Origin of the sequence: Janthinobacterium sp. 344 (assembly GCF_900112025.1) — a bacterium.
Taxonomy (GTDB): Bacteria; Pseudomonadota; Gammaproteobacteria; order Burkholderiales; family Burkholderiaceae_D; genus Janthinobacterium.
On record NZ_FOKL01000007.1, the window covers coordinates 115,233 to 134,579 of the forward strand.

General features: G+C 66.6%; 10 protein-coding genes. 8 read left to right on the plus strand and 2 right to left on the minus strand.

Annotation, left to right across the window (positions count from 1 at the left end; translation table 11 throughout):
- Nucleotides 1-16: 16 nt before the first annotated feature.
- A complete protein-coding gene (locus tag BM193_RS19020) occupies nt 17-2,170 on the minus strand; it encodes a TonB-dependent receptor domain-containing protein (protein ID WP_092799683.1) in 2,154 nt (717 codons plus the stop codon).
- Between the two features lie 220 nt (nt 2,171-2,390).
- Here BM193_RS19020 and BM193_RS19025 point away from each other — a divergent pair, with 220 nt between their 5' ends.
- Nucleotides 2,391-3,788, plus strand: coding sequence for a sensor histidine kinase (locus tag BM193_RS19025; RefSeq protein ID WP_254786317.1), 1,398 nt, complete (start codon nt 2,391-2,393; stop codon nt 3,786-3,788).
- A gap of 27 nt (nt 3,789-3,815) precedes the next feature.
- Here BM193_RS19025 and BM193_RS19030 read toward each other — a convergent pair whose 3' ends face one another.
- Complete coding sequence (locus BM193_RS19030; protein WP_217638498.1) at nt 3,816-7,028, minus strand: di-heme oxidoredictase family protein; 3,213 nt, start codon at nt 7,026-7,028, stop codon at nt 3,816-3,818.
- A gap of 324 nt (nt 7,029-7,352) precedes the next feature.
- On the opposite strand from BM193_RS19030, the gene BM193_RS19035 reads away from it, so the two are divergent.
- From BM193_RS19035 to clpB, 7 genes are all read left to right on the plus strand, one after another.
- Nucleotides 7,353-8,744: a winged helix-turn-helix domain-containing protein gene (locus BM193_RS19035; RefSeq protein WP_092799681.1), complete on the plus strand. Its 1,392-nt coding sequence runs from the start codon at nt 7,353-7,355 to the stop codon at nt 8,742-8,744.
- Nucleotides 8,741-9,733 carry a DUF2804 domain-containing protein gene (locus tag BM193_RS19040; protein ID WP_092799679.1) on the plus strand — a complete coding sequence of 331 codons (993 nt, stop codon included), beginning with the start codon at nt 8,741-8,743 and terminating at the stop codon, nt 9,731-9,733. The genes BM193_RS19035 and BM193_RS19040 overlap by 4 nt, the downstream gene beginning before the upstream one ends.
- 110 nt (nt 9,734-9,843) lie before the next feature.
- Nucleotides 9,844-12,510, plus strand: coding sequence for a bifunctional acetate--CoA ligase family protein/GNAT family N-acetyltransferase (locus BM193_RS19045; protein WP_175533350.1), 2,667 nt, complete (start codon nt 9,844-9,846; stop codon nt 12,508-12,510).
- 114 nt (nt 12,511-12,624) lie between these two features.
- On the plus strand, nt 12,625-13,281 hold the full coding sequence (locus tag BM193_RS19050; RefSeq protein ID WP_139176219.1) for a hemerythrin domain-containing protein: 657 nt from the start codon (nt 12,625-12,627) through the stop codon (nt 13,279-13,281).
- Between the two features lie 180 nt (nt 13,282-13,461).
- Entirely contained in the window at nt 13,462-16,041 is a 2,580-nt protein-coding gene (locus BM193_RS19055) for a DUF349 domain-containing protein (protein ID WP_092799889.1), read from the plus strand.
- Nucleotides 16,038-16,511: a molybdopterin synthase catalytic subunit MoaE gene (gene moaE, locus BM193_RS19060; protein ID WP_092799675.1), complete on the plus strand. Its 474-nt coding sequence runs from the start codon at nt 16,038-16,040 to the stop codon at nt 16,509-16,511. The genes BM193_RS19055 and moaE overlap by 4 nt, the downstream gene beginning before the upstream one ends.
- Before the next feature lie 121 nt (nt 16,512-16,632).
- Nucleotides 16,633-19,239 (plus strand): ATP-dependent chaperone ClpB, encoded by a 2,607-nt coding sequence (gene clpB, locus BM193_RS19065; protein ID WP_092799673.1) that lies wholly within the window; start codon nt 16,633-16,635, stop codon nt 19,237-19,239.
- Nucleotides 19,240-19,347: the final 108 nt, after the last annotated feature.

Consider the following 19,347-nt stretch of genomic DNA (forward strand, 5'->3'; position numbering starts at 1 on the left):
CGGATACATTACCGCATCAGAAATCCATGGTGGCCGACAGCCACAGGCGGCGGCCATCCATGCTGTTGACATAGCGGTTGGCATAGGTCAAGGCCGGACCCGACCCGGCGCGGTACGGCTGGTAGTCGATGAAGTCCTTGTTGAGCAGGTTGTACACGGCCGCGTTCAGGGTGACGCGCTTGCTCAGCTGGTAGCTGGTGCCCAGGTGCAGCAGGGTGTAGCCCTTGTAGTCGCCCAGCGCGGCCTTGGCGGCGCGCGTGGCGGCCGAGGTGCCCGGATCGCGGAAGCGCTCGCTGCGGTATTCGCCGCGCAGCCAGCCGTTCCACTGCGGCGAGATATCCCACGACAGGCGCGCGTTGGCGGCGTGCCTGGGCGTGTCGCTCAGGGGCTTGCCCGCGTTGCTGCCGCTCTTCTGTTCGCTTTCCGTGTAGGTATAGTTGGCGCTGGCCGACAAGGTCTTGCCCAGCGGGAAGCGGGTGTTCAGCTCGACGCCGCGCGTGACGGCCTCATCCACGTTGACCGACTGGCCGAAGGCGTCGACGTTGGGCCAGTTGCCGAAGCTGACGCAGCCGGGACGGTTCGGCGACGGGCGGTAGTCGCAGTTGAGCAAGCCCGTGCCCGTCGTGATCTTGTCCTTGAAGGCGTTGTTGAACAGGGAGCCGCTGGCCGTCCAGCCGGCCAGGTTGTCGAAGTAGGCGCCGATTTCCGTGGTCGTGCTCGTTTCCGGCTTCAGGTTCGGGCTGCCGACGAGGGGAATCGTGCCCTGGCCGCCGAAACCGTTGATGCCTGGCGACAATTGTTCCACGCGCGGCGTCTTGTAGCCCTTGCTGACGCCGCCCTTGACGGTCCAGCCCGGGTTGGCGTTCCACACGGCATACGCACGGGGGCTGGTCTGGCCGCCGAAGATGCTGTGATCGTCGTAGCGGGCGCCGATGGTCAGGGCGAGATGCTCCAGCACCTGCCATTCGTCTTCCACGAACAGGGCCTTTTGCGTGAACTCGAATTTCTTGGGCGCCACACCGTCCGTCATCTCCGCTTTCCACCATTGCGCGCCGATGGTGGCCATGTGCTTGCCCAAAGGCAAGACCAACTTGGTGTCGACCACCTGGCTTTCCACTTCCAGCGTGCGCGCGCTGCCGGCCACGGCGCCCGGCGTGCCTGGCGGAATCGTGCGGCCCAGGGTTTCCGTCTTGTTCACCATGTAGCTGCTGTCCAGGGTGCCGAAGCCGAAGCGGCCCGTGTGCGACAGGGTCCACTGGTCGCGCTGGTATTTCTGCTCGGGGCCGTAGCCGCCCTGCAAGCCCACGGTGCCCAGCTGCTGCTTCGAATTGTCGTAGGTCTGGCGGCCCGCGTCCACGTCGAGCATGACGGTGTGGACGCGGTTCGGCGTGAAGGACAGGCGCGCGCCGAAGTTGTCGATGTCCGCGCGCACGGGATTGGCGCCCATGTTCGGGGTGACTTGCGCACCGGCCGCGCCGTTGTAGCGGATGTCGGCCGCGTCGCGGCGCTGCTTGCTGCCGCGCAGGGACAGGCCCAGCACGTCGGTGGCGATGGGGCCGCTCAGGTAGAAGCGGCCGCTTTTCACGTCGCCGAAGTCCGCTTCTTCCTGCACGGTGTAGTCGGCCGAGACGGAGCCCATCCACTGCTTGCCCACCTTGCGCGTGATGATGTTGATCACGCCGCCCATGGCGTCCGAGCCGTACAGGGTCGACATGGGGCCGCGGATGATCTCGATGCGCTCGATGGCCGCCAGCGGCGGCATGAAGCTCGTCTGCGTGCCGCCGAAGCCGTTCGGCGTGACGTTGCCTGCCGCGTTCTGGCGGCGGCCATCGATCAGGATCAGGGTGTAGTCGCTGGGCATGCCGCGGATGCTGATGTTCATGCCGCCCGTCTTGTCGGCCGCCGCGCCCACGTCGATGCCTTCCACGCTTTCCAGCGCCTGCGTCAGGTTGCCGAAGCGTTCCTTCGACAATTCTTCGCGTGTCAGCACGGTGATCGAGGCGGGCGCCTGTTTGATATCCTGCTCGAAACCGGAGGCGGAGACGACCACTTCCGGCATGCTGGCAGGCGTGCCCGTCTGGGCGCTGGCCGGCAGCCAGGACAGGGCGGCCAGGGCCAGGGCTAGAGTGGTGGGACGCGGCAGTGGCGCGCGGCGGGTGCGGTGGGACATGCAAACTCCTGAACGGTGGATTAGTGATTGGTCTGATTTGCTGAGGTAATGGGAATCATGAAAGCAATAAGAATCATTTACAATTGCAGGCATTCTTTCCCCAAAAATATTTCGCTCTGGATCTTGCGCAGAAGTTCTTAAGAGATTCTTAACAAGCGCACGCCATCATGCACACTCTTTTCCAGGCCCAGCCCATGCACCTAGTCGCCAGCGCACACCGATGGAAACCGCGCGCCCGCGCAATGGCGGTGGCCGCATGAGCGGCCCTGCCTGGCGCCACTGGTCGCTGCGGCGCAACTTGCTGGCCGTGCTGCTGGGCCTGACCCTGGCCCTGTGGGTGGGCAGCGCCGCCATCGTCTACGTGGAAGCGCGCCGCGAAAGCCAGGAACTGTTCGACCAGTCGCTGATCGAGACGGGGCACCTGCTGCTGTCGCTGGTGGAAAAGGACGTGCGCGAGCATGGCTTGACGGGCCCGATCGACCTGCCCCTGCGCGGCCACCCGAACCCCCACCATTATTTGCTGTTCAAGGTGCGCGACGCGCAGCAGCGCGTGCTGTACCGCAACGATGCGGCGTCCGATATCAGCCTGTCGCGCAGCGCGCCCGATGGCCTGTCGTGGACCACGATCGCGGGCCAGCGCTGGCGCCTGTATTCGCTGTGGGACCAGCCGCGCAGCCTGCAATTGCTGGTGGCCGAGCCGACCAGCCACCGCGACGACATCAGCCGCGGCTTCTTTTACCGCATCGCGCTCTTCGGCTTGCTGCTGGTGGCGCTGGCCACCGCCGCCATCTGGTGGAGCATCCACCGCGTGTTTCGTGTGCTGCAGGCATCGGCCGATGAGGTCTCGGCGCGCACGCCGCATGACCTGGTCGACGTCAGGCTGCACGGCGCGCCGGCCGAGCTGCATCCGTTGCTGCTGGAAATTAACCGCCTGTTTGGCCGGGTGCGGCACAGCCGCGACAACGAGCAGCGCTTCACGGCCGATGCGGCGCACGAATTGCGCACGCCGCTGGCCGCCATCAAGACCAATCTGCAAGTGCTGCAGCGGGCCCGCAGCGCGGACGAGCGCGAGGAATTCATCGGCGCGCTGGGCGCCAGCGTGGAACGCGCCACGCGCCTGGTCAACCAGCTGCTGGCGCTGGCGCGGCTGGACCCGCAGGCGCCGGCCGGGGCGGCACTGGCGGCGGGCGACCTGGCGCCGCTGCTGGCAGGGCAGCATGCGCAGTGGCAGGCGCTGGCCGCGCCGTATCAATTGTCGCTGACGGTGGCCGCGGCGACGGCGCCGTGCGCGCTGGACGCGGACAGCCTGCAGATCCTGCTGCGCAACCTGGTCGACAATGCGCTGCGCTACACGCCGGCGCCGGGTGCCGTCGTCGTCAGTTGCGGGGTGGAGGAGGGGCGCAGTGTCCTGCGCGTGGCCGATACGGGGCCGGGCATCGCCGAGGAAATGCACGCGCGCGTGTTCGAGCGCTTCGTGCGTCTTGGCGGCGCACAGCTGCCTGGCAGCGGGCTGGGATTGTCCATCGTGCGCCGCATCGCCGAACGGCATGGCGCGCAGATTGTGCTGGGGGCCGGCCTGCAGGGCCGGGGACTGGCGGTGACCGTCATCTTTCCATGACGGCACCGCCAGCGGTGCTTCACGCGCCTACAGCGACTTCAGGAACGCCAGCAGCGCGTCGCGCTCTGTTTTCGACAGGTTCTCGAAACGCTGGCGCGCCTTGCCGCCTTCGCCGCCGTGCCACAGGATCGCCTCCGTCAGGCTGCGCGCGCGGCCGTCATGCAGGTAGCCGGCCTTGCCGCCGTTGCCCATGACTTTTTCCGTGTAGCCGATGCCCCACAGGGGCGCCGTGCGCCACATGCTGCCCTGCGCCTGGCCTTCGCTGAACTTGTCGGCCAGCCCGGGGCCCATGTCGTGCAGCAGCAGGTCGGTGTACGGGCGGATGGTCTGGTTGCGCAGTTCCGCAAACAGGTGTCCGGCGCCCGTCTTCATTTCCACCGTGTGGCAGGCGGCGCAGCGCATGCCCTGGAACAGCCTGGAACCGGCGGCCACCTGCTGCGGGTCGACCTTGAGTTCCTCGATCGGCGCCACGCCTTTCGGGAAGCCGCTGGCGATGCTGCGCTGGGCCGGCACGGCCACCAGGGCCAGGTATTGCGTGATCGACTGCAGGTCCGCCTCCGAGATGCCGGGCTGCGCGCCGCCCGCCGCGCAGGCCGCCGGTCCGGCCATGCAGGCGCGGTTGCGGTACACGGGCGAGGTGACGGCCATGTCCAGCAGCAGCGCGTCGGCCGCCTGGTGGCGCAAGGTGGCCTTGGAGGCTTTCCAGCCGAAGCGGCCCAGGCGCACGGCGCCCGTTTCCGGATCAAACACATAGTTGGGCTGTCCCTTGACGCCGTCGGCGTCCGGCGTGGCGCGGGCGCGCGCCAGGATGTCGGCTTCCGGCACGGCTTCGAGCAGGCCCGTGCCGATCATCGGCGGCGCCGCGCGCAGCGAGACGATGGCGGGCACGGGGCCTTCGAAGGCCAGGGTCGGCTGGCGCAGTTCCACCTGCGTGCCATCGGCCAGGGTGGTCTTGCTCGTCGTGAAACCGCCCACGCTGACACTGTTGCCCCAGTTTTGCGGCACGCCGGAAGGCGAGACGGCATTCATCTGGATCGCCGTGCCATATTGCGGGTGGGGCACCTGCTGGCCGGCCGCATTCAGGCTGGCGACGCGCACGGCCATCGTGTCGAGTCGCTGGTTCAGGGTCACGGGCGCCGGGCTGCGGCCATTGTTGACGTGGCAGGCGATGCATGCCGACTGGGCGTAGCGCTGCCCCTGCAGCTTGACGGCCGGCGCATAGCGGTCGTTGCCGCCCTCGTTGTGCTCGCCGGTGGTGAAATTCGTGTGCACCAGGCGCCGACCCTCGACGAAGCGCTGCATGTTCTGCATGCCGATATGGTTGTGCGGCTGCTGGAACATGAAGAGGGCATTGTCCGAGTAGTTATACGACACGGAACCGAGGCCGCCGGACAGCGTTTCTTCCGGCAGCGGCACGGAATTGAGGCGCGGCTGCACGCCGTACCAGGGCCGCAGGCCCGCGCCCACCACGTAGGTCCATTCGTACGAGTAGTAGCGGATGCCGCCGTCGTCGCCCTTCGAGGCCATCGAGGCGGTGGTGGAAAACATCGATGGCGAGACTTCGATGATGTCGCCCGCCGTCAGCGCGCGCGCCTTGACGTCCGTACCGTTCGGCATGCCGCCGGCATCGAGGCCGCCATGGCCGGGATACTCCTTGATCAAGAGGGTGCAGGCGCCGTTGATGCCGTTGGCGTTCGTCAGGCGATCATTGGCGGGGTAGGCCATCGGCTTGCAGACGGGGACATTGCGGTCCACCAGTTCGCCGGGCGACATCCAGCCGTAGCCCGTCACGCCGGGACGGTCGAAGCCGCGGAAGAAGGCCACGCCGCCGGAGAGGAAGTCGACGGTGGTGTACTGGTTGACGATCAGGGTGGGCCGGGTGACGCCGCGTACCTTGCTGTTGTCGATGATCTCCACGCCCCAGGTGCGGTTCTTGAAGTATTGCGGCACGAAGGTGAGGTAGTTGCCGGGTCCCTTGTCCTGCGGCAGGCCCGTGACGGGATCGACCGTTTCATTCGGGCCGTAGCCGATTTCATTCCACTCTTCGCCCCGTTCGCGGCCGTGGCGCGCCAGGCCGCGCGCGCCGAAGCGCGTCACCAGGGTGCCGTCGGCGAGCGTGAATTGCAGGCTTTCCAGCGGCTGCGCGGCGGCCGGCAGCGGCGTCATGCCGGTGCCGTCCTGGGGAAATTTCAGCGCCGAGGTGGCGGTGGAAGGCAGGCTGTTGTCGCTGCCCGGCGCCTTGAAGTTCACTTCCAGCAGCGAATAGCCGTACTGCGTGGCGCGCGCCACGCCCTGCAGGCGGATGTAGCGCGCATGCACGCCCAGGTTGAAGAATTCCTCGGTGCCGCCGCGGCCATTGCTCACGTAGCGGATCTGCGACCATTGCTGGCCGTCGTCGGACACCTGCAGCGCGTACTGCTTGCCATACGCGTTTTCCCACAGCAGTTTCATGTAGCCGACGGGCGTCCTGGCGCCGAAGTCGAACTGGATCCAGGCGCCATCCTCGAACTTGCTGGCCCAGCGCGTGCCGGTCTTGCCATCGATGGCCATGGCGGCCGACATACCGTTGTTTTCCACGGGCGACGACGTGGCGGCCACGGGGCGGATATCCGCGCCGGGCTGGCTTGGGTCGCTGCTCACGGGCGGCGGTTCGGTGACGGGCGGCGTCACCGGCGGCAGGGCAGGCGTGCCCGAGAACGCCTGGATTTCAAAGATGGAATAGCCGTACTGGCCCGAGCGCTTCACGCCCTGCATGCGCAGGTAGCGTCCTTGGGCGGCAAAGCCCGAGAGGTCCTCGATGCCGCCCTGGCTGTCGTCGACGCGCTGCACGGTGGTCCAGTGCGTGTTGTCGTCCGAGACCTGCAGCAGGTAGGCGCTGGCGTGCGCGTTTTCCCAGGCGATGCGCACGCGCGTGATGGTGTGCGTGATGCCGAAATCGAGCGTCAGGTATTCATTGTCGGAAAAGCCGCTGCCCCAGCGCGTGCTGTCGTTGCGGTCGATGGCGGCGCTGGCCGACAAGTCGCCCCGTTCGGCCGAACTGGCCGTGGCGGCGACGGGCGTCAGCGCCGTTTCCGCGCCGGTTTGCGCCAGCAGGCGCTGCGCCATGGGCGGCGCGCTGGCGCTGTCGCCGCCACCGCCGCATGCCGCCAGCAGCATGGCCAGGGCCAGCGGCAGGCCCCGTCTGGAAAAACGCTGAAGGCCAGGCCGTTGCGGCCGGTGCCGAAGCAGGGATAGGTGCATGTTCTCTTCCTTGTTGTTATTGATTAAGCGAGATGAATAATGAGATTGGCCAGACTGGTTGTTCCCACCTCCCTGCCACTGCCGCCGCGCGACCGCATGCGCGCCGGCGTCACTGCGTCGCCTGGCGGCCGGAAGGCGGCAAGACGGAACTATGGCGTCTGGACTGGGAGAGGTGATTTAATTGCCGCATGGCAATATTTTCCATAAGTTATAGAAGCGCAGGAAGCCTGTCAAGCGGCTTGCCGTGCTGATCATCAAATCGTCATGCCGGCCTGATTTTTCGCACTATCGCGGTGCGGAACATGAAAAAAAATACGCGACAGCATGAAAAAAATTCAGCAAAAAAGTCCGGGTGCGCGGTGGGAATGCGGTATCTTCCTGAAATGCCCGCCGACGGCGCGCGCCACCTTTTTTGCCGAGGAAGATCCGACCTTGCCCACCTTGCCGATCCTGCCGCCACCTTCTTGCGCACCGCTGTCCCTGGCCGCCGCCCGCGCCCTGCACCTGGCCGCGCAAGGCTTGCTGCAGGCGCGGCGCAAAAAAGCCGTCAAGGCCGACGTGCTGGCCGCCATCCGCCAGATGGGCGTGCTGCAGATCGACACCATCCACGTGGTGGCGCGCAGCCCGTACCTGGTGCTGTGGAGCCGGCTGGGCGACTATCCGCAGCCGTGGCTGGAGCAGCTGCTGGCCGAGGGCGCGCTGTTCGAATACTGGGCGCATGAAGCCTGCTTCGTGCCCATCGAAGACTATGGACTGTACCGCCACCGCATGCTCGATCCTGCCGCCATGGGCTGGAAGTATTCGGTGAAATGGATGGCCGAGCAGGGCGAGGCTGTGGCGTCGGTGCTCGAGCACATCCGCGCCAACGGCGCCGCGCGTTCGGCCGACTTCGAGCGCACGGATGGGCAGGCGGGCGGCTGGTGGAGCTGGAAGCCGGAAAAGCGCTCGCTCGAAGTGCTGTTCACGTCGGGCGTGCTGATGATCGCCAGACGCCATCAGTTCCAGCGCTATTACGACCTGGCCGAGCGGGTGCTGCCGGACTGGCACGACGGCCTGCTGCCGTCGGAAGAGCAGGTGCGGCGGCGCCTGCTGCTGGCCAGCGTGAAGGCGCTGGGCCTGGCGCGCGCCAGCTGGATCAGCGACTACTTCCGCACCAAACAGTCACGCGCCAGCCTGGCGCACGATCTGCAGGCGCTGGTGGACGAGGGCGCGCTGCTGCGCTGCACGGTGGACGGCTGGAGCGACGCCGTCTACGTGCATGCCGATCACGCGGACCTGGCGCGCGCGGCCGCCGCCGGCAAGCTGGCGCCCACCCTGACGACGATCCTGTCGCCTTTTGATCCTGTCGTGTGGGACCGGCGCCGCGCGCTCGAACTGTTCGGCTTCGACTACCGGCTCGAATGCTATACGCCCGCCGAGAAGCGCCGCTATGGCTACTTCACCTTGCCGATCCTGCGCCGTGGCGCGCTGGTGGGCCGCCTGGACGCCAAGGCGCACCGCGCGCAGGGGCGCTTCGAGATCAAGTCGCTGGCGCTGGAAGAGGGCGTGCGCGTCAGTCCCCGCCTGGTGCAGGACGTGGCCGGCGCCGTGCGGCGCCTGGCGCTCTGGCATGCCTGCCCGCAGGTCGAGATAGTCCAGGCGCAGCCGGCAGCCTTCGGCGCGCAGCTGGCGGCCGCCCTGCACGACGGCGGCGCTGCCGCAAGGCAGGCCGCATGATGCTGCCACCGGCCCCTGCCGACGTGCTGGACGCGGATGGCGTGCCCCGTTTTGGCCGCTATGCGGGCCTGGCCGGCGCCTTCGATTGGGCCGCGCTGGCGCCGCCGCACGCGCGCGGCGCCGTCTGGCGTTTGTTCCACCACAAACGCTGGCACTACGTGGCGCTGTCCACGCCCAGCGTCTTTTGCGGCGTGGCCATCGTCGACCTGGGCTGGACCAGCACGGCGTTCGCGTATGCCTTCGACCGCCACAAGGGCAAGATCGTGGCGAGCTTTTCGCAGGATGGCGTGCCGGGCTTGAGCGCATCGGTGGCGCCGCATGCGGGTGCTTCCAGCCGCTTCCGCTTCCTGTCGCACGTGATCTCCATCGAGGCCCAGCCCCAGCAGCGCTACCGCCTGCTGCTCGATTGCGGCCATTTCGGCATCGACGCGGAATTCGGCCCGCCCGTGGCGCCCACCCTGCTGGCCGTCGGCCCCGTGGGCGAAGGCGGCGCCGTGCATGCGACGCAAAAGTCGGGCGGCTTGCCGCTATGGGGCACGCTGCGCTGCGGCGCCATGGGCTACAGCCTGGACGACGGCGTGGCCAGCTTCGATTATTCGAACGGCTTGCTGGCGCGCGAGACGGAATGGCGCTGGGCTTCGGCGCACAGCCTGGACCTCGGTTTCAACCTGCAGGCCGGCTATTTCGGCGCGCACGAAAATGCGCTGTGGCTCGACGGCCAGCTGCATGCGCTGGGCCGCGCGCATTTCGACTTCAATCCCGACAACCCGCTGGCGCCGTGGCACGTATGGACGGACGACGATCTGCTGGACCTGCACTTCAAGCCGGAAGGGGCGCGGCGCGAGGATAAAAACCTGTGGATCGCCGCCAGCCGCTACATCCAGCCCATCGGCACCTTCAGCGGCTGGGTGCGCGCCAGCGCGGAGTCGCCCAAGCGCATCGTGGCGCAGCTGGCGGGCGTGACGGAAAGCCACCGCTCGCGCTGGTAGGCGCGCGCGGTTTTTTCGTGAAACGCTTTGCAAAGTCAAATTTTTTTGGCAAGGCATCCGATACACTGGGGGATACCTTTCGCCACTCCGGCAAACCATGAGGCCAGAACATGAGTATCCGTAATCTCGACAAGCTGTTCAAGCCGGCCTCGGTGGCCCTGATCGGCGCCACGGCGCGCGACCGCAAGCTGGGCGCCATCGCCCTGTACAACCTGCTGGGCGGGGGATATCAGGGCGATATTTGGCCCGTCAACCCCAAGTACGACGAGCTGATGGGCCTGAAATGCTACCGCAAGCTGTCGCAGCTGCCGAAAGCGCCGGACCTGGCCATCATCTGCACGCCGCCCGCCACCATCACGGCCCTGATCCGCGAACTGGGCGCGCTGGGCACGCGCGCGGCCATCGTCATGACCTCGGGACTCGACCCCACGCGCGAACAGTCGCTGCGCCTGGCCATGCTGAAGGCGGCCAAGCCGCACCTGCTGCGCATCCTGGGGCCCAACAGCATGGGGCTGCTGGTGCCCAAACTGGGCTTGAACGCCAGCTTCGCGCACGTGGGCGCGACGAGCGGCAAGATCGCCTTTGTCTCGCAATCGGGCGCGCTGGTATCGGGCGTGCTCGACTGGGCCAACGCGCACGGCGTGGGCTTTTCCAAGTTCATTTCGCTGGGCGGCAGCTACGACATCGATTTCGGCGACCTGCTCGATTACCTGGCCGGCGACATCGACACGGCCGCCATCCTGCTGTACATGGAAGACATCCACGCGGCGCGCAAATTCATGTCGGCGGCGCGGGCGGCCGCGCGCAGCAAGCCCGTCATCGTGCTGAAGGCGGGGCGCGAGGCGGAAGGCGCGGCCGTGGCGGCCTGGCACACGGGCGCGCTGGCCGGCTCCGACGCCGTCTACGACGCGGCCATCCGCCGCGCCGGCATGCTGCGCGTGTATTCGGCCGAGGAGCTGTTCGACGCCGTGGAAACGCTCACGCATATCCGCGCGCAGCGCGGCGAGCGCCTGGCCATTTTGTGCAACGGCGGCGGCCTGGGCGTGATGGCCACCGATGCGCTGGTGGGCAGCGGCGGCAAGCTGGCCGAACTGTCGCCCGATACCGTCATCGCGCTGGAAAAGGCGCTGCCGCGCGGCTGGTCGCACGACAATCCCGTCGGCTTGCCCGGCGATTCGGCCGTGCAGCGCTATGTCGACGCCATCAAGCCGCTGCTCGACGAGCCGCAGGCGGACGCCTTGCTGCTGCTGCACGCACCCACGGCCATGGTCTCCTCGATCGACATCGCCGAAGCCGTCACGCCGCTGATCAAGGCCACCTCGCGCACGGTGCTGTCGTGCCTCCTGGGCGGCACCACGGTGGCGCCCGCGCGCCAGGTCTTCAATCGCGCCGGCATTCCCACCTACGACACGCCGGAAAAGGCCGTGCATGGCTTCATGCAGATCGTGCAGTACCGGCGCAACCAGGAAACGCTGATGCAGGTGCCGGCGCAACTGCCCATGTCGGCCACGCCGCGCCGCGCGCGCGTGCGCGAAATCGTCGCCGCCGCGCTGGCGGCCGGCCAGACGGTGCTGGGCGAATGCCGCTCGAAGGAGATCCTGGCCGCCTACGGCATTCCCGTCGCCACCACGCGCATGGCGGCCGACGTGGAAGAGGCGCTGGCCGTGGCGGCGGACATCGGCTACCCGGTGGCGCTGAAAATCCATTCGCCCGACATCGCGCACAAGTCCGACGTGGGCGGCGTGGCGCTGGACCTGGAAACGCCGGACATCCTGCGCACGGCCGCCGCCGCCATGGAGAAGCGCGTGCGCCGCATGCGTCCCGACGCGCTGATCGACGGTTTTACGGTGCAGCAGATGGCGCGCCGGCCGCAGTCGCATGAACTGATCGTCGGCGTGACGACGGACGCCGCCTTCGGTCCCGTCATCCTGGTGGGGCAGGGCGGCATCGCCGTGGAAGTGACGGCCGATCACGCCATCGGCCTGCCGCCGCTGAACATGGTGCTGGCGCGCGACATGCTGGCGCGCACGCGCGTGTCCAAGCTGCTGGCCGGCTACCGCAGCCAGCCGCCGGCCGACATCGACGCCATCTGCTACACCTTGATCCAGGTGGCCGAACTGGTGGCCGATATCGGCGAGCTGGCCGAACTCGATATCAACCCGCTGCTGGTCGACGCGCACGGCGTGATCGCGCTCGACGCGCGCATCCGCCTGCAGCCGGGGCAGAAGAGCGACCGCCTGGCCATCCGCCCGTATCCGCAGGAACTGGAAGAGCAGGTGACGTGGATGGACCAGCCGATCCTGCTGCGTCCCATCCGCCCCGAGGACGCGCCGCAGCACATGGATCTGTTCCACGCGCTGGACCCGGACGACGTGCGCCTGCGTTTCTTCACCTCCATGCGCGAGCTGCCCGTGTCGCAGCTGGCGCGCCTGACGCAGATCGACTACGACCGCGCCATGGCCTTCATCGCCACGCGCACGGGGCCGGACGGCCAGCCGGAAACCCTGGGCGTGGTGCGCGCCGTGGCCGACCCGGACAATATCCACGCCGATTTCGCCATCGCCGTGCGCTCGGCCCTGAAGGGCAAGGGCCTGGGCCACATCCTGTTCGAAAAGCTGGTCGATTACTTCCGCAGCCGCGGCACGGAAGCGCTGGTGGGCGAGGCCATGGCGCGCAACAAGGGCATGCAGCGGCTGGTGAAAAGCTTTGGCGGCGAGGTCACGCCGTCGGAGGAGCCGGGCGTGGTCAACCTGCATATCGGCCTGCGCACGCCATGAAGAAAGCACTGCCGGCCTGCCGCGGGTTTGTGCAGGATCAAATGCGCCCGTGTCGGTAGTCTTTACACTTTCACTTCCAGGATGATACATCCGGCACGCTTTGGGAGTGAGTGCATGCTTACTGCAACATATATATTGGTATCCTTGTCAGTGGAACAGGCCAGCATCCGCATGAGTTTGCTGGCTTTTCAGAAGTACATGCATGTGCAGCTGCGCCACCAGAGCAGCCTGAGCCTGGCGCAGCTGCAGTACGCGGGCGACTGGCTGAACCGGCTGTACCAGGGCAGCTACTGGCGCAAGGTGGAGATGTACCTGATTCCCGCCATCCGCCAGGCCACGCCGCATGCGGATGGCTTGCTGGACGGTTTGCTCAATGAACTCAATGGCTTGAACCACGCGGCGCTGGAAAGCATCAATGCCGTGCAGCGGCGCGCCGGCGCCAGCATCGACCATTCCGAATTGCAGGCCGGGCAGCTGTGCGCGGCCATCGACGGCTTTTGCGCGGCGCTGCTGCAGCGCCTGGAAAAAGAGGAGCGCGAACTGTTCGCCCTGGCGCGCAAGGTCATCGTGGGCGAAGCGTGGTTCGCCATCGCCTATCAATTCCTGGCCCACGATGCGCGGGCGCAGGAAGCGCGACGCGACAAGGCGCAAGTGCTGCCCTTCGTCCTGCCGGCGCCCTTGCCGGCGGCCGGCGGTAGCGTGGCAGCGCCGGCGGATGGCGCCGCACCCGCGTTGCCCGTGCCGGCACAGCCGCTGCGCGCGCAGGCTTGAGCGGGTAGCGAGCGCCCACCCCGCCGGGCCGTGTTTGCCGGGGCCGCTTTTGTGATGATGGCCGGTGTGCCGTCATAGGGAAAACAGCCACTTGATTGATTTGATAACTTGTTCAGTCCTGTCCGATGCAATACCCCGGGCTTTGTTATGATGGTGGTTTTGATCCACGCGAAACCCGTCATGTTCGAATTTCTTTTCAAACGTTCTGCCAGCAAGACTGCCGCCCCCGATCCTGTCGTGGCAGAACAGGCCGCCGCGTCGGCGCAGAGCGCATCGCGCCGCGCCGAACAGGTGGCGCGTGCCCATGCCGTGGCGGGCGACGAAGCCGCCGCCTTTGAATTCATTGTGTCCAGCGAATTTGCCGATGCCCGCCTGATCGCGGCCGAACACGTCCGTTCCCTGCCCCTGCTGGAAAAAGTCCACCAGGCCATGCGCAACACGGATCGCCGCGTCGCCAAGCTGATGCAGGGCCGCATCGACCTGATCCGCCATCAGGCGGCCGAGACCCAGCGCGCCCAGGCCAGCATTGACACGGCGCAGCGCCTGTTGAACGATGAAAAGCTCAGCCCGAACCAGGTGGCCGAGCTGGACCGCCAGTGGCAAGTCATCACCTCCACGCCCGAGCTGGCCACGGCCTTCGCCGCCGCGCGCGCCGCGCTGGCCGCCCGCCTGGAAGCGCAAGTGCTGCTGCAGCGCGCCGTGATCGATGCCGTGGGCGCCATGCGCGCGCTGGCTGCCGGCGGCCAGTCCGCCGCCGAGCTGGCGCAAACGCTGGCCCGCCTGGAGGCGGAACATGCGCAGCATGCGCAATCGCCCGAGCGCGCCTCCCTGCCAAAACACCTGGAAACGGATTTCACGCAGGCGCGCGAGCAGGCCCAGTCCGCCCTGCAGGCGCTGCAGCAGCACCAGGCCGTGTTCGACGCGCGCCAGGCCGCGCTGGCAGAATGGCAGGCGCTGGACGCCGCCACGCTGGACGCCGACACCTTGAAACGCGCCTGGCAAGCCTTGCCGCGCTTGCCGGAATCGCCGTTGTCCGACAGCTTGCAGCAGCAATTTGCCGCCGTGCTGGCCAGCGCGCCCGCGCCCGTGCAGGCGGCTGCCGCGCAGGCCGCGCCGGCGCATGCCGAGCCCGCGCCGCGCAAGCCGCGCCAGGAGCACGCGCCCGTGTCGAAGGAAGCGACGGAACAGTTCCTCAAGACGCTCGACGCCATGGAAGCGGCCCTGCAGGAAGGCTTGCTGCACGTGGCATCCGAACATGACAAGACCTTGCGCGATACCAAACATGGCCGCTTGACGCCGGCCCAGTCCGACCGCCTGGCCCATGTGCGCGCGCAGTTCAAGCAACTGGCCGACTGGGCCCGCTGGGGCGGCAACGTGTCTCGCGAGGAACTCGTCAAGGCAGGCGAGGAATTGCCGGCACAGCAACTGCCGATGGCCGAGCTGGCCAAGAAAGTGGGCAGCCTGCGCGAGCGCTGGAAGTCGCTCGACACCTTGTCCGGCCCGGCGCCCAAGTCCCTGTGGGAGCGCTTCGACGCCGCCTGCAGCCTGGCCTATGCGCCGGCGGCCCAGCATTTCAAGCAACTGGCGGACGAGCGCCACGGCAATGCGGCCAAGGCGCAGGAGCTGATCGCGGAAACGGCGGCCCTGGCCGCCGAGGAAAGCACCGACTGGAAACATGTCGCCTCCGCCTCGCAGCGCTTGCGCCAGGCGTGGACGCGCCTGGGCACCATCGACCGCAAGGAAAAGAAACGCCTGGATACGGAATTCGGCGCCGCCCTGGATGCCCTGTCGAAGCCGCTGGAAACGCAGCGCCAGATCGAGACGGCGCGCCGCGAGCAGCTGATCGTCGAAGTTGGCCTGTTGAAACCGTCCGAGCGCAACACGGTCGACATGCTGAAAGCCTTGCAGGACAAATGGCAGGAGCTGGCCAAGGCCCTGCCGCTGGAACGCCGCGCCGAACAGGCGCTGTGGCAGCGTTTCCGCGCCGCCTGCGACGATATCTTTGCCAAGCGCAAGGAAACGGCGCATGCGGCCGACCATGAGCGACGCGAACACCTGCATGCACGCGAGGCGCTGTGCGCCGCGCTGGAAACGGCCGTCATTGCCGACGGCGACGACAAGGCGCGCACCTCCGCCATCCAGCAATTGCTGCGCGACACGCGCGCCGCCTGGAACGCCACCGGACCCGTGCCGCGCGCCAGCGAAGCGAAGATCGAGCAGCGCTACCAGGCGGCCGTGGCCGGCGTGCAGGCGCAGGCGGACGCCATCGCCGAGCGCGCCGGCGCGGCGCAGGCCAACGCCTTGCGCGACAAGCTGCGCCTGGTGCAATCGCTGGAAGCGGCGCTGGCGGACGGCGGCGACAGTGCCGACGCGGCCGCCTGGTCCGAGCGCTGGAGCGCCTTGCCGGCGCTGGATGCGCAATACGAACGCAGCCTGCAGCAGCGCTTTGCCGCCGCCCAGGCCGCATTGGGCGAGGGCGCTGCCGCCTACGCGCGGCAATTGCAGGCCAACGAGGCCAGATTGCTCGATGAAGTCTTGCGCCTGGAAATCGTCGCCGGCGTCGACAGCGGTGCCGAATTTGCCCGCGACCGCCTGAAAATGCAGGTGGAAGTGCTGCAATCGTCGCTGAAATCGGGCCAGAAGCCGCTCACGCAAGTATCGCAGCTGATGCAGCTGTGCGCAATTCCTGCCACGACCGACGCGCGCACGGCCAGCCGCATCGAAACCCTGCTGCGCCGCATCGGAGGCCAGGCCAAATGAGCACCTCCGTCCGCGTCCAGCATGCCGATTTTGACTTGAGTCAAGAAATCGCACAATTGCGTGCAGGCAACCCCAAGGTGGGCGCCGTCGTCGGCTTCGTCGGCACGGTGCGCGACATGAACGAGGGGCTGGACGTGGCGGCGATGGAACTTGAACACTATCCGGGCATGACGGAGAAATCCATCGAGGCGATCATCGAGCAGGCGCGCGGGCGCTGGCCCCTGGCTGGCGCGCTGGTGATCCACCGCGTGGGGCCCCTGCTGCCGCAGGAGCAGATCGTGCTGGTGGCCGTCTCGTCCGCGCACCGGGGCGAGGCGTTCGCCGCCTGCGAGTTCATCATCGACTACCTGAAGACGGAAGCGCCGTTCTGGAAGAAGGAAGACACGCCCGAAGGGGCGCGCTGGGTCGATGCGCGCGACAGCGACGACGCGGCGTTAAACAAGTGGAGCGCAAAAGCAAGCGCCATTTGAATCGTACGCGTCCCGCACCGTAGCATTTGCCAAAATGCATCAGTTTTCTGCTTTGTGTATGCTTGAAAAGTACTGCCTCACCCCAATTTGGTTAACAACTAATTAACCGGGAGCGCTTTTCATGCGACAAGATAAACTGACTACCAAGCTACAAGAAGCCCTGGCCGATGCGCAAAGCTTGGCCGTGGGAAATGACAATCCTTACATTGAACCAGTCCATTTGCTGACGGCCCTGTTGAACCAGGACGATGGCGGCGCCCGCTCGCTGTTGCAGCGCGCCGGCGTCAACGTGGGCGGCCTGTCGAAGGCCCTGACTTCGTCGATCGACCGCTTGCCGAAAGTCTCCGGCACGGGCGGCGACGTGCAGGTCAGCCGCGAATTCGTGGCCCTCTTGAACCTGGCCGACAAGGAAGCGCAAAAGGCGGGCGACCAGTTCGTGTCCAGCGAAATGGTGCTGCTGGCGATGACGGAAGACAAGTCCGACTGCGGCAAGCTGGCGCGTGAAAACGGCCTGACCCGCAAGGCACTGGAAGCGGCCATCGAGGCTGTGCGCGGCGGCAACAAGGTCGATTCGCAAGAGGCCGAAGGCCAGCGCGAAGCCTTGAAAAAATACACCTTGGACGTGACGGAACGCGCACGCCAGGGCAAGCTCGACCCTGTGATCGGCCGCGACGATGAAATTCGCCGCACCATCCAGATCCTGCAGCGCCGCAGCAAGAACAACCCCGTGCTGATCGGCGAACCTGGCGTGGGCAAGACCGCCATCGTCGAAGGCCTGGCGCAGCGCATCGTCAATGGCGAAGTGCCCGAGTCCCTGAAGGGCAAGCGCGTGCTGTCGCTGGACATGGCCGCCTTGCTGGCGGGCGCGAAATTCCGCGGCGAGTTCGAGGAGCGCCTGAAATCCGTGCTCAAGGAACTGGCCATGGACGAGGGGCAGACCATCGTCTTCATCGACGAGATGCACACCATGGTGGGCGCGGGCAAGGCCGAAGGCGCGATGGACGCGGGCAATATGCTCAAACCTGCGCTGGCGCGCGGCGAACTGCATTGCGTGGGCGCCACCACGCTCGACGAGTACCGCAAGTACATCGAGAAGGATGCGGCCCTGGAGCGGCGCTTCCAGAAGGTGCTGGTCGACGAGCCGACCGTGGAGGCGACCATCGCCATCCTGCGCGGCTTGCAGGATAAATATGCGCTGCACCACAAGGTGGAGATCACGGACGCGGCCATCATCGCCGCGGCCGAGCTGTCGCACCGCTACATCACGGACCGGTTTTTACCGGACAAGGCGATCGACCTGATCGATGAAGCGGCGGCGAAGATCAAGATCGAGATCGATTCCAAGCCGGAAGTGATGGACAAGCTGGAGCGCCGTCTGATCCAGCTGAAGATCGAGAAGGAAGCCGTCAAGAAGGAAAAGGACGAGGCATCGTTGCGCCGCCTGGCCCTGATCGACGAGGAAATCGTCAAGCTGCAGCGCGAATACAATGACTTCGAGGAAATCCTGAAGGCGGAAAAAGCCGTGGTGCAAGGCAGCACGCACATCAAGGAAGAGATCGAGCAAGTCAAGCTGCAGATGGAACAGGCCACGCGCGAAAGCAACTGGCAAAAAGTGTCGGAATTGCAGTATGGCAAGCTGCCTCAGCTGGAAGCCCAGCTCAAGCAGGCCGACAGCGGCATGCCGAAGGTCGATCCCGACCATCCGAAGCTGCTGCGCACGGAAGTGGGCGCCGAGGAAATCGCCGAAGTGGTGTCGCGCGCGACGGGTATTCCCGTGTCGCGCATGATGCAGGGCGAACGCGACAAGCTGCTGCACATCGAAGAGAAGCTGCATGAGCGCGTCGTGGGCCAGGATGAAGCGATCACGGCCGTGGCCGATGCCATCCGCCGTTCGCGCGCCGGCTTGTCGGACCCGAACCGTCCGTATGGTTCCTTCATGTTCCTGGGACCGACGGGTGTCGGCAAGACCGAGCTGAGCAAGGCGCTGGCGACCTTCCTGTTCGATACGGAGGAATCGATGATCCGCATCGACATGAGCGAGTTCATGGAGAAGCATTCCGTGGCCCGCCTGATCGGCGCGCCGCCAGGCTATGTCGGCTACGACGAGGGCGGCTACCTGACGGAAGCCGTGCGCCGCAAGCCGTACAGCGTGATCCTGCTCGACGAAGTCGAGAAGGCCCACCCGGACGTCTTCAACGTGCTGCTGCAAGTGCTCGACGATGGACGCATGACGGACGGCCAGGGCCGCACGGTGGACTTCAAGAATACCGTCATCATCATGACCTCGAACCTGGGTTCGCACAAGATCCAGGCGATGGAAAGCGATGATCCCGGTGTCGTGAAGCTGGCCGTGATGGCCGAGGTACGCTCGCACTTCCGTCCCGAGTTCGTCAACCGTATCGACGAAATCGTCGTGTTCCACGGCCTCGACGAGAAGAACATCGGCGCGATCGCGAAGATCCAGCTGAAGATCCTCGAAGAACGCCTGGCGCGCATGGACATGGCGCTGAGCCTGACCGACGCGGCACTGCAGCAAATCGCCGAAGCGGGCTACGATCCGGTGTATGGCGCCCGTCCGTTGAAACGGGCGATCCAGCAGCAGATCGAAAATCCGCTGTCGAAGCTGATCCTGGAAGGCCGCTTCGGCCCGAAAGACGAGATCCGCATCGACGCCCAGAACGGCAACCTGGTGTTTACGGGGGCGCAGGTGGGGCTGGACAAGGTGTAATGCTGGCAAAGGCCGGGGTCAGACCCTCGTTATTGTCAGCGCTGAACTTTGCGTTGGCGGTATTGGGGGTCTGACCCCAGCGGATTTAGCAGTAACAAGCAAGGGCGC

Bases quoted from the DNA above. Each gene is read 5' to 3' on its own strand.
- moaE (WP_092799675.1), top strand. From the start codon at position 16,038: ATGAGCACCTCCGTCCGCGTCCAGCATGCCGATTTTGACTTGAGTCAA.
- BM193_RS19055 (WP_092799889.1), top strand. From the start codon at position 13,462: ATGTTCGAATTTCTTTTCAAACGTTCTGCCAGCAAGACTGCCGCCCCC.
- BM193_RS19030 (WP_217638498.1), bottom strand. From the start codon at position 7,028: ATGCACCTATCCCTGCTTCGGCACCGGCCGCAACGGCCTGGCCTTCAG.
- BM193_RS19025 (WP_254786317.1), top strand. From the start codon at position 2,391: ATGGAAACCGCGCGCCCGCGCAATGGCGGTGGCCGCATGAGCGGCCCT.
- clpB (WP_092799673.1), top strand. From the start codon at position 16,633: ATGCGACAAGATAAACTGACTACCAAGCTACAAGAAGCCCTGGCCGAT.
- BM193_RS19020 (WP_092799683.1), bottom strand. From the start codon at position 2,170: ATGTCCCACCGCACCCGCCGCGCGCCACTGCCGCGTCCCACCACTCTA.
- BM193_RS19040 (WP_092799679.1), top strand. From the start codon at position 8,741: ATGATGCTGCCACCGGCCCCTGCCGACGTGCTGGACGCGGATGGCGTG.
- BM193_RS19045 (WP_175533350.1), top strand. From the start codon at position 9,844: ATGAGTATCCGTAATCTCGACAAGCTGTTCAAGCCGGCCTCGGTGGCC.
- BM193_RS19035 (WP_092799681.1), top strand. From the start codon at position 7,353: ATGAAAAAAATTCAGCAAAAAAGTCCGGGTGCGCGGTGGGAATGCGGT.
- BM193_RS19050 (WP_139176219.1), top strand. From the start codon at position 12,625: ATGCTTACTGCAACATATATATTGGTATCCTTGTCAGTGGAACAGGCC.